We start from the raw sequence: 12,934 nt of genomic DNA, 5'->3' as shown, positions 1-12,934 counted from the left end.
GCAGCGCCCCAGAACACGATGTGCGGACGCGCCTTGGGACCTTCGTCGCCTGCAGCGTTGATCGTGTTGACGATCAAGACGGCCGAGTCAGCTGACGTTACCAGGAAGGTCATAAGCAAAACGACGATGACCACCGCCATTGCCCAGGCTAGGAACTGTGCAATCGGAGCCAGCATGAATTCTGTCATAGCAAAGATCTTGTCGCCATTTGCCGCATCCAGGATAACGCCATTCGCGTCGCCGTTCAGTTCCAAATCAATCGCTGTGCCTCCTGCCCAAGCGAACCAGACAAAGCACATCAGCGAGGGAACAATCATCGCACCCAACACAAACTCGCGTATTGTACGACCCCGAGAGATGCGCGCCAGGAACAGTCCGACAAATGGTGCAAATGCGATCCACCAGGCCCAATAGAACACTGGCCACCAGCCCTGCCATTGAGCAAGCAGGAAGGATTCAGATCCTTCGACTCCATCAGATGCATAGACGTTGAAGCTCAGCCACGGCAGAGCGACCAGGTAATCCCAGATCCCTACAAAGAAGGCACTTGCTCCGAAGAACGTGGCCCCAAAAATGATGAAGAAGCCTAACAGGAAGATCGACAACACCATGTTGATATTCGACAGCCACTTGATGCCTTTGCCAACGCCGGACAACGCCGACAATGTCGAGGCCCCCATGATGACTAAAAGCGCAACAATTATCCCAAGCGTCGTCGCTGAGCCATCAGCATGTGCCAATCCCCCAATCCCAATTCGCGTTAGACCCGCAACGAACTGCTCGACTCCGAACCCCAGCGTTTGAGCAACGCCTAGGATAGTAGCAACAACGGCCACAATGTCGATCACGTGACCGAGGTTACCGGACAGCGCTTTGCCAAACAGCGGCGTCAGCGACGACCGGATCGTCAATGGCAGCCCGCGCCGATAGCTGAAGAACGCCAGCGAAAGACCAGCAATTGCATAACACGCCCATGCGCCAAGACCCCAATGCAGATAGGACCACACATAGGCAGTTCTAACGTTGTCCGCATCGAGCGCCGTTGTGATACCTTGAATCACCGAGGGGTTGTTCTTGAAGTGCGCGACAGGTTCCGCAACGGCCCACGTCAGCATCCCGACACCGATCCCGGCGCCAAACATCATCGAAAACCAAGAGAAGTTGGAAAATTCTGGTTTTTCCCCTTCCACACCAAGCTTCAGACGCCCTCCGGTCGGCCAGATTGCCAGCCCGATACAAACGATAACAAACGCGGTTACGACCCAGATGTACCAAGCGGCAAACTGGGCCAGAATGGCCGCGTTCCAATCGCCTAAGATTCTGCCAGCTTGAGTGGGCCACACAATACACCAGACCACCAGTAAACTGATAATGATCTTACTGATTACCGTCACGTTAACGCTGAACCCCCGATAGAAACCGTTTTCAGCGGTTTTTATCGGAAGTTCCGATAGTGGAGGCTTAACTGCCATATTCTTTTTCTCCCTGTTGCTGATCAAGCGAGTTGCAAGATCAAGTTGCTTCGACTTCAGCACCAAGCCGTGTTTGGATTAGCGGCAAACCATGTTGCCTAACTGAGGCAATAAAAAGCGGCAGACTGAACTGTGCATGCACGATCTGTTGAATGGGGATCGGCCCGCCAATTAAGGAAATCACTACGTCCAACGATGCAGTCAGCCGCCTTGCCTATTTGCATTGCTTTTGCAGTCTGGATTGTCTGCTTGCGCCAGCACCCGGTCATGACTCGATCCCGTCTCTTTTTTGTCCGGGCGGCTACAAACACCCTGTGAAAGAGTTTTTGGTACATATTCGTGTAGTTTTGCAGTAGTTCAGTAATTATGGATGACATTAATAAAAATAATACCAACCTCAGCCGCAACCTTGTCGCCCTCTATGCGTTTGAATTGGTCGCGAAGCATGGAAACTTCACAAGCGCCGGAGAAGCGCTTGGCTTGACGCAATCTTCGATATCTCAACGGATCAAGGGTTTGGAGATCGATCTGGGCGTGGTACTTTTTAAACGAGAACACCGTGGCGTTTCACTAACCTATGAAGGGCTAAGGCTTCTCAACGTGGTCAAACCTGCAATGACTCAAATGGGCTATGCAGTTGGTTCATTGCTGGAACGTAAATCCAAACCGAGGGTCCGGATTTCTGCCGACTTCGCCTTCTCTACGTTTTGGCTGCTACCGCGTCTGGCCTATTTACGTGAAGAACTTGGGGACGAGATTGAAATTCAAATTCTGGCATCTACTGTGCCACCGGGCCTGGACGATACGGATTGTGATATACAGATCCATGTAGCACCTATAAGTCAGATTAAGCCTGGTGAAATTCTACTGTTGGAAGAGATCGTCGCAGCAATTTGCAGCCCCCAGCTATTAGAAAAGATAACACCAATTCGATCTTCAACAGACCTACTGGATGTTCAGCTTTTAAGCTTGTCAAAACCAGCCACCGCCGAGTGGCAAACCTGGCAGGGATGGTTTGATAGCCTAGGCATTACAGGTGAAAGAAAGAAAAATTATATCAGCTTCAACAACTACGACATGGTCACACAGGCTGCCTTGGCAGGAGATGGGGTCGCCTTGGGTTGGATCGGCCTAATTGATGGCTTGCTCAGCAATGGTTCGCTTGTGAAAGTCACAAATGACGTAGTCATGAGCGACGCTGGCTACGTCATGTCGCGGGACCCGGCCAATTTAGGTCGCGGTCCTCGTATGGTTTTCGACTGGATCGCGGACCAGGTTTTCTCAACACCTTCGGCATAGTGCTCCGCGTCGATGACGAACTCGCATCTAACCTATTGTTGCCGCCCAATACCCTATCGTGGACTACCAGCTGCTTTTCCCGAGTACTAGCAAGTTCTTCGTAAGTTTCGTGGAATCTCTTGCCAAGTCGGCCTTACAACTAGAGTAAGACCACGCGGAGGCCCAAACTTGAACTTGAGGAATTTCTAACAGCCACCTTTGAAACGTCACAGACTTTTGACTCAATCGGCGACCAAAACCGCAAGAATCGAATAAATCGCGTCGTTGAATTCTGACCTAAACGTCAAGCATTTCTGACACGAAACGAGGAGCTGCCTGTCATCGAAGCTTCAGATAATCCCCCAAAGGTGCTGTAGGACATCTCCGAACCAGTCTCCGTTATCCGCCCTCAAGCCAAGCTCTTATGAAAAAGCTTAGAAAGACTTTAATACAGACCTGCGACCTTCGCCCTCAGTTTGATCAGTGATGCGACCGTGTCGGTTATGGGCGTTGAGGTCCCTGTAAGTTGCCCTAGTTCTTGCACCGAAGAGACCAAGGCATCAATTTCCATCGGTCGGCGCAACTCCAAATCCTGCCACATAGAGGTTTTGTGCGCACCGACCGCCGCTCCGCCGTCGAGGCGTTTTTCAACATCTATCGGGAACTTAACACCAAGTTTTTCACCGACTTCCTGAGCCTCGAGCATCATTCCGCGTGCCACGGAGCGTGTGCCTTCGTCGGCACACAGGACATCAAGTGTTGAGTGGGTAAGAGCGGAAATTGGGTTAAACGACAGATTACCCCATAGCTTCAGCCAAATTTCGTCCCGAATTCTCGGCCTTACCGGCGCACGCAGTCCAGCGGCGGATAGTGCAGCCGAAAGCTTGGCAGCACGGTCTGATTTAGTACCATCGGCCTCGCCCAACGAAAAACGATTGCCTTCGATATGCTTGATTGATCCAGGAGCAATGACCTCGGCGGCTGGATAAACAACACATCCGAGGACACGATCTGGCCCAAAACCGTCCCATTGTACATTATCCGGGTCGACTGAGGCCAACCTCGTCCCCTCGTACGGGCCGCCCAGTTTGTGGAAGTACCACCAGGGCACCCCGTTCACTCCACTAACTACGGTTGTCTCGTCTGCAATCAACGGCTGCATTGAGTCTACGACTGCTGGGACGGAATGCGCCTTCAGTGTGATGAAGACATAGTCTTGTGGGCCGAGATCGGCAGCATTGTCTGAAGCGCGTATTGGAACGCTAACCGGATCCTGCCCTTCCTCAAGAAGGGTCAGTCCTTTTTCCTGCATTGCCGCCAAGTGGGGACCACGCGCGACGACACTGACTTCTGTATCAGTCTGTGCAAGTTTCCCGGCAACGTAACCTCCGATAGCTCCGGCACCAAAGATACAAACTTTCATGTGTCTAAGCCTTTGCCAGTCCCAATTTAGCAGCTAGTCCGATCCTTTGTATCTTGCCAGTCGCGCCTTTTGGAATTTCTTCAAGAACAACCACCGAAGTCGGCACCTTGAATTTTGCGAGACGTGCGCCGACAAAAGCCCTGACCTCCTGACCTTGGATCGTCGCGCCTTCTGAAAGCACCACAGCTGCCGCTATGTCTTCACCCAGTTTTTCGTGGGGAACGGCAAAACAAACTGCCTGAGCGACTTCTGGGTGGCTTAAGAGTACAGCGTCAACCTCAAGTGGACTGATTTTCTCTCCACCGCGATTGATAAGCTCCTTAAGACGACCGGTCAGTCGCAGATAATTCTCTTCGTCAAATGAACCCTGGTCACCAGTGCGAAACCAAGTTTTTCCGTCCACTTCAAAGAAATTGTCGGCATTTGCCTGCGGGTTGCTTTCGTATCCCGGCGTCACGTTCGGACCGCTGATAACGATTTCTCCGACGTCCCGCGAAGAGATCAGAACATTTTCGTTCTCGTCTGCAATTCTGACTTCGGGGCCTGCTGCTATTCCAACAGATCCGGGTTTTTGAGTTTGGGGAGTAAGCGGGTTGCAACACATTTGATGTGTTGCCTCAGTCATACCGTAGGCTTCGATGACGGGTGCATTAAAAGTTGCCACCAACTCTTCCATTACCGGGCCCGGCAACGAAGCAGAAGAAGACCGAAGAAAGCGCAACCGCGATTGCTCAATGATCGTTTGGTTTCGTGCAGCTCGGGCAAGAATAGCTTGATGCATTGTCGGAACTGCGGTGTACCAGGTCGGATCAACTTCAGCGACCTGTGAGAAAAAACTAAGAGCGTTGAACCCGGGGGCGCAGCTAATTTGAGATCCAGCACCTAAAGACGCGGCGACGGTCGCAATCAACCCGTGGATATGAAACAGCGGCATAATACTCAGACAGCGATCGTCGATTGCCAGTTTCAAAGACGAAGCCACATTTCGCGCGGATGCGTAGATATTAGCCTGCGTCAGAGGGACGATTTTGGGACGCGACGTTGTTCCCGACGTGTGCAGTATCAGGGCGACATCATCTTCAACCGGCGCGGATGTGTCAGCCGTGCCAATTGGGTCACAGGGCAAAATAGAAAACTGTCCGGCCGAATGTAAGCGATCGTGAGAGGCCCTCAAGACAGGGATGCCGAGGTCCATTGCCGCATTTACGGCAGGTCCATCGTCGTTCTCGTTTACAAGAAGGGCCTTGGCCTTCAGATCTTTGAGGTAGAAAACGTATTCTTCGTAAGTATACGCAGGATTCAAAGGTGCCGTCGTCGCCACTTGGGCAACGGATATGAAGGCCGTCGCCATTTCGGGGCCATTGGGCAACACAATTGCCACTCGGTCGCGACGACCTACTCCGATCTGATGGAGATCTTTTTTAACCTTTGCGCAAAGCTCACGCAGCCCGAGGTAGTGCAACCAAGATCGACCTGGGGCACCGATAGCATTTGCAGTGCCAGAATGGGGTGCGATCAATTCGGCGACTATGTGTGGCATCTGGGATCCGTTTACAAAAGCATTGGCCTATTTCGCGAAGAGGGATTGGTGTGGTTGCTATGTCACCTTGACGGTTAGGCTACCCAATTTGTCGACCGCCAAAACCATCACATCACTTCGGTTGACGGGGCCAACGCCAGAAGGAGTTCCAGAAAGGATAACGTCTCCGGCAGCAAGTTCGAAGTAATCGCTCAGGTATGAGATCATCTCAGGAACTTTCCAGATCATCTGGTTCAAATCGCCTTCCTGCCGAATTTCCCCGTTCACCGTTAGGCGAATTGCGCCTTCGTCGAGTGGCCCAACATCTTCTGCTTTGTGCACCGGTCCGCAAGGAGCTGAGCGCTCAAATGCCTTCCCAATTTCCCAAGGACGACCCATTTTCTTCATTTCGCCCTGTAGATCTCGACGGGTCATATCCAGTGAAAGCCCGTAGCCGTAGACGTGATCCAGAGCATCTTCGACAGAAATTTTCGTGCCGCCGGATTTAAGCGCCACATACATTTCAGCTTCATGATGTACGTCCGAGCTGTGAGCCGGATATGGAAATTCTCCGGATGGATCGAGGTTGTCAGGGTTCTTTTGAAAGAAAAATGGGGGTTCACGATTTGGGTCGTGGCCCATTTCTATAGCGTGCGCCGCGTAGTTTCGACCAATGCAATAAACCCGACGTACCGGAAACCGGCCACCGCCTTCTACCGGTATTTCGTGAACCTTCGCCGCGGGAATTACATGATCGTGCATCGCTTTCCTCCTGAACGTTTCGTTGCCAAAGATCGGTTTGCCAATCTGTGGCCGTGTTCCGATCGATGCTGTGCCACGCCCGAAAAGACGTAGCTCTTGTCTCAGTCATCGCCAATGTGACCGTCGATTTGCAAGAGGTTCAGCCGCAGCTTAGCCCAACCATTTCCCAAATTGGTCGGGCTCTAGTTTAGTGGTCGGCCTCAAGACTAGCTGGCAACACACGGGAGTAAACGGATCTCAGATGAGCCAACATGGCCTGCGCCGCCTCTTCTCCGTCTCCACTCGATATCGCCGCCAGGATCAAGTCATGCTCTCGAAAGCTGGAGTAATCGTCGGGCGGCTTATAGGTTTTACGAGGTTGTCCCCACACAATGGACCTTCGAACGGAATTCAGAGTCTCGAAGAAATACAGGAAAAGCTGGTTACGCGTTGCCCGGGCTATCGCGTGATGCAAATTATTGTCCCATGCTTCATATGTGCGCCAGTCTTCTGCGGCTCGGCACCTCTCAACGCAGAGCCTCATTTGCTCGCGATCCGAACGCGTAGAATGAAGCGCGGCAAGGCGGCTAAGCTGCGGCTCGATGGTAAACCGAACACCCACAACCTGTTCTGGCTTGATCTGGTCACCCAGATAGGTCACGTCCGTCAGATTGAGAACCGGTCGGGCACCAACGAAAGTGCCCCGACCCACATGCCGCCAGATAAGCCCCTGCGCCTCAAGTTCAGCTAATACGCGCCTCAGCTGATTTCTGGTTGTGCCCAGCCATTGGCACAGTTCCCTTTCAGGCGGAAGCCTATCGTTGTGCCGGTATCCCGCATTGTCGATCAGGTCCCGGACACGTTGCGAAAGTTCTGTAGGCTCACTCACCTTGCCACCCAATTTGCTGATTGGTTGATTGATTGAAACGCCAAGTCGGCAAAAACTCAAGTGCAAGTGACAACCAAATCTGAGTCGCCTGCCAAGATCGGTGACCTAAGTGGGCGCCAGCATGTAGGAGGAGAGCCGAGTGCGTTTAGCGACCGTTTCAGTAGATGGCAACGCCGTTTGTGTCGCAATACTTGCTAACGGAAGCAGGTTGGATGTTTCGCGTGCGATCAAGATGCTCATGCCGGATACGGCTCTTGATGTAAGCACGATGCAGCTAATTATCGAGGGCGGTCAGACCTCACTTAAAGCGTTGAAGGCCGTTGTTGCTGCGGGTGAGGCAGGCGAACTCAAGGACTTGCTCGTCCCTGAAGACACGCCTCTTATGTCGCCCATTCCCACGCCACGTAAGAACGTGTTCTGCGTGGGGCGGAACTACGCTGAACACATCGCAGAAGGCGAACGGGCGCAAAAAGAGAAAATCGGCGTCACCGAACATCCGGTTTTCTTTACCAAGCCGCCGACCTCGGTCGTTGCACCAGACGCCGACATCCTACTCTTTCCCTCGGTGTCGCAGTCCATCGACTACGAAGTCGAGTTGGCAGTCGTGATAGGGAAGCGCGGCCGTAACATCACCAAGGCAGATGCGTTTAATCATGTCTTTGGGTATTCTATTCTGAACGACATAACCGCCCGAGACATACAGCGCCGCCATGGCGGCCAGTACTTCAAAGGCAAAGGGTTGGATGGATCTTGCCCAATTGGTCCCTGCATCGTGACCGCCGATGCCATCAGCGATCCGCAAGCTCTGTCGATCGGACTGACAGTTAACGGTGACCAGCGCCAAAACGGGATGACGTCGGACATGATATTCGACATTCCAACGTTGATCGCATCCTTGTCTGAAGGCCTGACACTGGAACCGGGAGACATCATTGCGACAGGTACGCCATCAGGCGTCGGATACGCAATGGAACCGCCGCAGTTTTTGAAAAACGGGGACGTCGTAGTTTGCGAGGTTTCCGAAATCGGCACGCTAAGGAACACAGTGCGCGCCGTATAATGGCTCCTACGCAGCAATCGCTGTGAGGCGTCAACATTCAAGGGAGGAAGACTACAATGATGAACAGAAGGACTTTCACAGCGTCCCTGCTTACTGCTGTTCCGGTAGCAGGAGCACTAGGAACAATGGGTTTTGCGCAAGACTTGCGTGAAATCACCTTCGTGCAACCCAGCCCTTCGGCAATCAACTCATTTCCTGTGTTTGTCGCCATTGGAGAAGGGTACTTCGCAGATGAAGGATTGAAAGTGACCGTCGAGGCTATCAACGGCTCAGGCGCCGTGCTTCAGGCATTGTCTGCTGGGCAAGCGCATTTCGGTCGCCCTGGACCCGGGCCTCTGATTGCAGCGCGGTCGCGCGATGTGGATGCCGTACATATCTACAACGTTGCGGCACGCAGCAACTTCGGCATCGCGGTGCCGGAAGACTCTGAAGTCCAAAGCGTTGAGGAACTGCGCGGAAAGGTCATCGGGACCGGCACCGCAGACGGTGCCGAAGTGGGTTTTGCACGCAACGTCTTGACCGGTGCAGGTATGAAAGAAGGTGAGGATTTCACATTTCTTACCGTTGGCGACGGCGGCCCGGCGACAGCAGCTTTCCTGAACGGTGAAATCGACGCATATTCTGCTTCGACGGCAGATACAGCAATCCTGAACCAGCGCGGAATGAAGGTGCGCGACATAACGCCTGCGGAATTTGGGCGTTTCTTCGGAAACGGTATCGCCACAATGGCTGACACAATCGCCAATGATCGCGAATTGGTCGAGGCCTGGAGCCGCGCGTTCGCACGTGGCCATGCCTTTGCTCTCGATGATGCCAACCGTGAAGCTGTGCTGAAGCATCTGGCGGACGGCAATCCGCAGGAAGGCGAAGACAAGGAATTCCAGGCAGCGCTGTTCGATGCCGTACGCTCGAAGACCATAGCAGCGGATCCAAGCAATGGTCTGGGATGGTACCCCGCCGAGGTTTGGCAAGAATGGCAAGACGCGCTTGTCGCAGGGGGCGAAATTCCGGGACCGCTTGATGACTTGAGCGCCGCCTGGACCAATGAATTTGCCGCCATTGGCAACGAGGCCGCCAGCAAATGAACGCTGCAGCCGCACAAGAGTTTTCCGGCGCGCCCTTGGGCACGCCGGTCTACGAATTGACCCATTTAAGCAAGACCTATGCACGCAATCTTGTTGTTGCGCTTGAGGACATAAATCTGACTCTACGGAAAGGAAGCTTCACTTCTGTCATCGGGTCTAGCGGCTGCGGAAAATCAACTCTGCTCAAGATCATGGCGGGCCTGATCCCTCCCACCAAAGGGCGCGTGATCCTACAAGGACTGCCAGTAACTGGACCCCGTCGGGACATAGGTATGATGTTCCAGCAAGCGACGCTTTTCCCCTGGAAAACAGCAGTGGAAAACATCGTCTTGCCGATTGAAATCCGCGACGGCAAGGCAGCCGCCAAGCAAGCAATGGGCAAGGCTCACGAACTTTTGGACATCGTGGGTTTGAAGGGGTTCGAAAACGTATACCCGAATGAATTGTCGGGCGGCATGGCACAGCGCGCCTCAATCTGCCGGATGTTGATCACTGAACCAGCTGTGCTTTTGTTAGACGAACCATTCAGCGCGCTGGACGAGCTGTCACGTGACATGATGAATATGGAACTGCAGCGGATTTGCCATGAACAGGATGCGACTGCTTTTCTTGTAACGCACTCTATTCAGGAAGCCGTGATTTTATCCGACGAAATCGTCGTATTGAAACCACGCCCGGGCAGGATTGCCGAAATTGTGAAGGTCGACCTGCCACGCCCACGCACGTTGGATATGATGACCACGCCCAAGTTTGGCGCTATTGTAGACTACATTCGCGGCCTCCTGGATAAGGGAGAAGAAATGTGAGCGACGTTCATAACCACTCAGCTTCCCTAAAGGATTCTGACACCGCAGAAGACACTGTATGGGAACAGAAAATTCACTTTATCGACTCGGTTCCACGCTGGCTGGCGATGACCTTTGTCTTCGTGGTTTTCGTGGGCACATGGCAAAGTGTCACGAGCCTTGGGCTGGTTTCCCCAATCATTTTGCCGACACCGATGGAAACCCTAAAAGATATGATCTTCGTGGGGCAAAATCTATTGACTGGCGGCTACATGCTTGGGGCGCTGTGGATCACAATCAAAGAAGTTATCTATGGTTTTGCGCTGGCTATCGCGATCGGTTTTTCACTGGGCGTATTGGTGGGGGAAACGGCATTTGGTGAAAAGGCAGTGATGCCTTATCTGGTGGCCATAGATACCATGCCGAAGGTGGCATTTGCTCCGCTTTTCGTAGCTTGGTTGGGCTTTGGCATTGAATCAAAAGTCGCGCTTGCGGCGTTTATCGCGACGTTTCCAATCGTCGTAGGTACTGCGGCTGGACTACACGCCGCCGACGAAAACGCGCGTATGCTTTTCAAGACGATGGGCGCAAGTCGGATGCAGACATTGTTCAAGATGAAACTGCCGACTGGCCTGCCGCAAATTTTCACCGGCCTCAAGATCGGAGCAGTCGGCGTAATGGCTGGTGCGATCACAGGGGAATTCCTGGGTGGTGGTAAGGGATTTGGCGAACTTATCCGAGTTGCGGCCTCGCAGCTCAACACGCCGCGCGTCTTCTCGTTGATCCTGTATCTCAGCCTTGTTGGTCTGGTGGTATTTGCGTCGGTGGTTTGGACACAGCGTAAATTGGTGTTCTGGCACAAAGAACAGGTGGGAAGAGATGACTTCTGAGCCTGTGAAAATAGACTGCCACACCCTGCGTGAATTTGTGGCGGCCGCGCTCGAAACTCGAGGTGTGCCGAAAACAGATGCGGACAAGGTGGCCTCGCTGATGGTCGAGGCCGACATTTATGGCTACGGTACGCATGGTGTTTTTCGCCTGCGCCAGTATCTTGCCAGACTGGCAGGGGGCGGCTCTAATCCTACGCCAAAAGTCACTGTAGAACATGAGACTGTCGCAACCGCTTTGATCGACGGAGACGATGGCCTCGGCCATCTGGCTATGTCGGCGGCGCGGGATCTTGCAATTGAAAAGGCTAAAGCGGCCGGTATCGGGTGGGTCGGTGTTCGGCGCGGCAACCATGCAGGACCACTCGCACTTTATGTGCGTCCACAAGCCGAGGCTGGGTTGCTTGGTATGGCAGCAGCAGTGGGCAGCGCGAACCATGTCCCGCCCTATGGCGGAAGCGATTTGCTTCTTGGCACCAATCCCATTGCTTTTTCCGCCCCCGTCGATGGCCCCGACCCGTTTGTGTTTGATATGGCGACGACTGTGGCCGCGATGGGTAAGATCAAAACCCTGTTGCAGCAAGGCAAGCCTATGCCCGAGGGCTGGATGGTTGGGCGTGATGGAAACCCATTGACGGACCCCGCCCTCAAGTCAGAAGGATTTCTTTTGCCGATCGGCGGTCCGAAAGGGTTTGGTCTTTCCGTAGCAATCGGGTTGATGGCCGGGGTCTTGAACGGCGCGGCCTTCGGTTCTGATGTGGTCAATTTCACCTCGGACACAACTTCATCCACAAACACCGGCCAGTTCGTTATGGCGCTCAATCCGGCAGCCTTTGGGATGGGCAATGACTTTGCTTCTAACGCAGCCCGCGTCTTCTCTGAAATGCGCGCATCCGCCCCCCTGCCCGGTCATGACCCGGTGCGCTTGCCCGGAGACGGCAAAACGGCTGCCGCAGAGGCCCGCCGCAAAGACGGTGTGAGGCTGAACCCCGCTCTTTGTCGAGGCCTCAACAAACTTGCTGAGGACTGTGGGTTATCCCCTCTGTTTCCTGGTCTCAGCGCCGACTAGCAGCGCATCCGTGGGAAGCTGGTAGGCGCTTTTTATTAGGGTTTAGCGAGGTGTCTCGTCCTCTACCTCCAGCGCTTTCACAAGAGCAGAAAGTTTGTTCATCATGTGAAGCTTCATAGATTTCCCAAGCCCATCTGCATTACGGGCCCTGAGTAACTCCATCATGGCTTTGTGTTCGTAAATGGCCTGCGCCCAGCGCTCGTCCGACAAGTTGGCCATAAAACGTGCGCGGCGGACCCGTGCGGCCAACAGCTTGTGGTGGCTCGCAAGGATATCGTTTCGCGCGCCACGTATTAGTGCCTGATGAATGTCCTGATTGGCCTTAAAATATGCCTGTCGGTCATGTGACTTATAGGCCTTCAGCATATCGGCGTGGCGACGTTCGATTAGTTCAATTTCAGCGGAATCCATATGCTGACATGCCAACTCTCCCGCAAGTTGCTCAAGCGTCGCAAGCACTGGAAACGTATTCTCCAATTCCTCTCGCGTGACACTTGCGACGCGGGCCCCCCGGTTGGCTTGAAGTACCACAAAGCCTTCTGATGCAAGCACCTTTAAAGCTTCTCGCAAAGGTGTCCGTGAGACCCCCAACGAGTCACAAAGCTGTTTCTCGGGCACTTTCTCACCCGGCTTTAGAACATCTTCGACAACCAGGTTACGCAGCCTTTCGACCAGTTCTTCATGAAGGGTCGGGCGTATAATGCTGTCCGTCAGGTTCATTTCCAT

Annotated in this window: 12 protein-coding genes; 6 read left to right on the top strand and 6 right to left on the bottom strand. The window is 53.5% G+C overall.

Going from position 1 to position 12,934, the window contains the following annotated elements:
• On the bottom strand, positions 1–1,472 hold a 1,472-nt coding region (locus Q1B13_RS23070), incomplete at its 3' end, for a BCCT family transporter (RefSeq protein ID WP_299084526.1).
• Positions 1,473–1,838: 366 nt separating this feature from the next.
• Between Q1B13_RS23070 and Q1B13_RS23065 the strand changes: the two genes are divergently transcribed.
• Positions 1,839–2,771, top strand: coding sequence for a LysR family transcriptional regulator (locus Q1B13_RS23065; RefSeq protein ID WP_299084528.1), 933 nt, complete (start codon positions 1,839–1,841; stop codon positions 2,769–2,771).
• 424 nt (positions 2,772–3,195) lie between these two features.
• Here Q1B13_RS23065 and Q1B13_RS23060 read toward each other — a convergent pair whose 3' ends face one another.
• From Q1B13_RS23060 to Q1B13_RS23045, 4 genes are all read right to left on the bottom strand, one after another.
• Positions 3,196–4,173 carry a 2-dehydropantoate 2-reductase gene (locus tag Q1B13_RS23060; protein ID WP_299084531.1) on the bottom strand — a complete coding sequence of 326 codons (978 nt, stop codon included), beginning with the start codon at positions 4,171–4,173 and terminating at the stop codon, positions 3,196–3,198.
• A 4-nt stretch (positions 4,174–4,177) separates the two neighbouring features.
• Positions 4,178–5,713, bottom strand: coding sequence for an acyl--CoA ligase (locus Q1B13_RS23055; RefSeq protein ID WP_299084534.1), 1,536 nt, complete (start codon positions 5,711–5,713; stop codon positions 4,178–4,180).
• 57 nt (positions 5,714–5,770) lie between these two features.
• On the bottom strand, positions 5,771–6,454 hold the full coding sequence (locus Q1B13_RS23050) for a fumarylacetoacetate hydrolase family protein (protein WP_299084537.1): 684 nt from the start codon (positions 6,452–6,454) through the stop codon (positions 5,771–5,773).
• Between the two features lie 187 nt (positions 6,455–6,641).
• Positions 6,642–7,322: a FadR/GntR family transcriptional regulator gene (locus tag Q1B13_RS23045; protein ID WP_299084540.1), complete on the bottom strand. Its 681-nt coding sequence runs from the start codon at positions 7,320–7,322 to the stop codon at positions 6,642–6,644.
• A 139-nt stretch (positions 7,323–7,461) separates the two neighbouring features.
• Here Q1B13_RS23045 and Q1B13_RS23040 point away from each other — a divergent pair, with 139 nt between their 5' ends.
• The 5 genes from Q1B13_RS23040 to Q1B13_RS23020 all read left to right on the top strand — a co-directional run bounded on the left by Q1B13_RS23040 (position 7,462) and on the right by Q1B13_RS23020 (position 12,208).
• Entirely contained in the window at positions 7,462–8,382 is a 921-nt protein-coding gene (locus Q1B13_RS23040; protein ID WP_299084543.1) for a fumarylacetoacetate hydrolase family protein, read from the top strand.
• A gap of 125 nt (positions 8,383–8,507) precedes the next feature.
• Positions 8,508–9,467 (top strand): ABC transporter substrate-binding protein, encoded by a 960-nt coding sequence (locus Q1B13_RS23035; protein ID WP_299800539.1) that lies wholly within the window; start codon positions 8,508–8,510, stop codon positions 9,465–9,467.
• Positions 9,464–10,273: an ABC transporter ATP-binding protein gene (locus Q1B13_RS23030; RefSeq protein WP_108859902.1), complete on the top strand. Its 810-nt coding sequence runs from the start codon at positions 9,464–9,466 to the stop codon at positions 10,271–10,273. Before Q1B13_RS23035 ends, Q1B13_RS23030 begins: the two co-directional genes overlap by 4 nt.
• Positions 10,270–11,142: an ABC transporter permease gene (locus Q1B13_RS23025; RefSeq protein WP_299084549.1), complete on the top strand. Its 873-nt coding sequence runs from the start codon at positions 10,270–10,272 to the stop codon at positions 11,140–11,142. Before Q1B13_RS23030 ends, Q1B13_RS23025 begins: the two co-directional genes overlap by 4 nt.
• Positions 11,132–12,208, top strand: coding sequence for an Ldh family oxidoreductase (locus tag Q1B13_RS23020; RefSeq protein WP_299084552.1), 1,077 nt, complete (start codon positions 11,132–11,134; stop codon positions 12,206–12,208). Before Q1B13_RS23025 ends, Q1B13_RS23020 begins: the two co-directional genes overlap by 11 nt.
• Before the next feature lie 42 nt (positions 12,209–12,250).
• Here Q1B13_RS23020 and Q1B13_RS23015 read toward each other — a convergent pair whose 3' ends face one another.
• Entirely contained in the window at positions 12,251–12,928 is a 678-nt protein-coding gene (locus Q1B13_RS23015; protein WP_299084555.1) for a GntR family transcriptional regulator, read from the bottom strand.
• Positions 12,929–12,934 lie beyond the last annotated feature (6 nt).

The sequence above is a fragment of the uncultured Ruegeria sp. genome, from assembly GCF_947489545.1.
Taxonomy (GTDB): Bacteria; Pseudomonadota; Alphaproteobacteria; order Rhodobacterales; family Rhodobacteraceae; genus Ruegeria.
The sequence above is the reverse complement of the archived record's forward strand: the minus strand, read 5'-3'. Positions and strand labels throughout refer to the sequence as shown.

Bases quoted from the DNA above. Each gene is read 5' to 3' on its own strand.
- Q1B13_RS23015 (WP_299084555.1), bottom strand. From the start codon at position 12,928: ATGAACCTGACGGACAGCATTATACGCCCGACCCTTCATGAAGAACTG.
- Q1B13_RS23020 (WP_299084552.1), top strand. From the start codon at position 11,132: ATGACTTCTGAGCCTGTGAAAATAGACTGCCACACCCTGCGTGAATTT.
- Q1B13_RS23055 (WP_299084534.1), bottom strand. From the start codon at position 5,713: ATGCCACACATAGTCGCCGAATTGATCGCACCCCATTCTGGCACTGCA.
- Q1B13_RS23065 (WP_299084528.1), top strand. From the start codon at position 1,839: ATGGATGACATTAATAAAAATAATACCAACCTCAGCCGCAACCTTGTC.
- Q1B13_RS23030 (WP_108859902.1), top strand. From the start codon at position 9,464: ATGAACGCTGCAGCCGCACAAGAGTTTTCCGGCGCGCCCTTGGGCACG.
- Q1B13_RS23035 (WP_299800539.1), top strand. From the start codon at position 8,508: ATGGGTTTTGCGCAAGACTTGCGTGAAATCACCTTCGTGCAACCCAGC.
- Q1B13_RS23050 (WP_299084537.1), bottom strand. From the start codon at position 6,454: ATGCACGATCATGTAATTCCCGCGGCGAAGGTTCACGAAATACCGGTA.
- Q1B13_RS23060 (WP_299084531.1), bottom strand. From the start codon at position 4,173: ATGAAAGTTTGTATCTTTGGTGCCGGAGCTATCGGAGGTTACGTTGCC.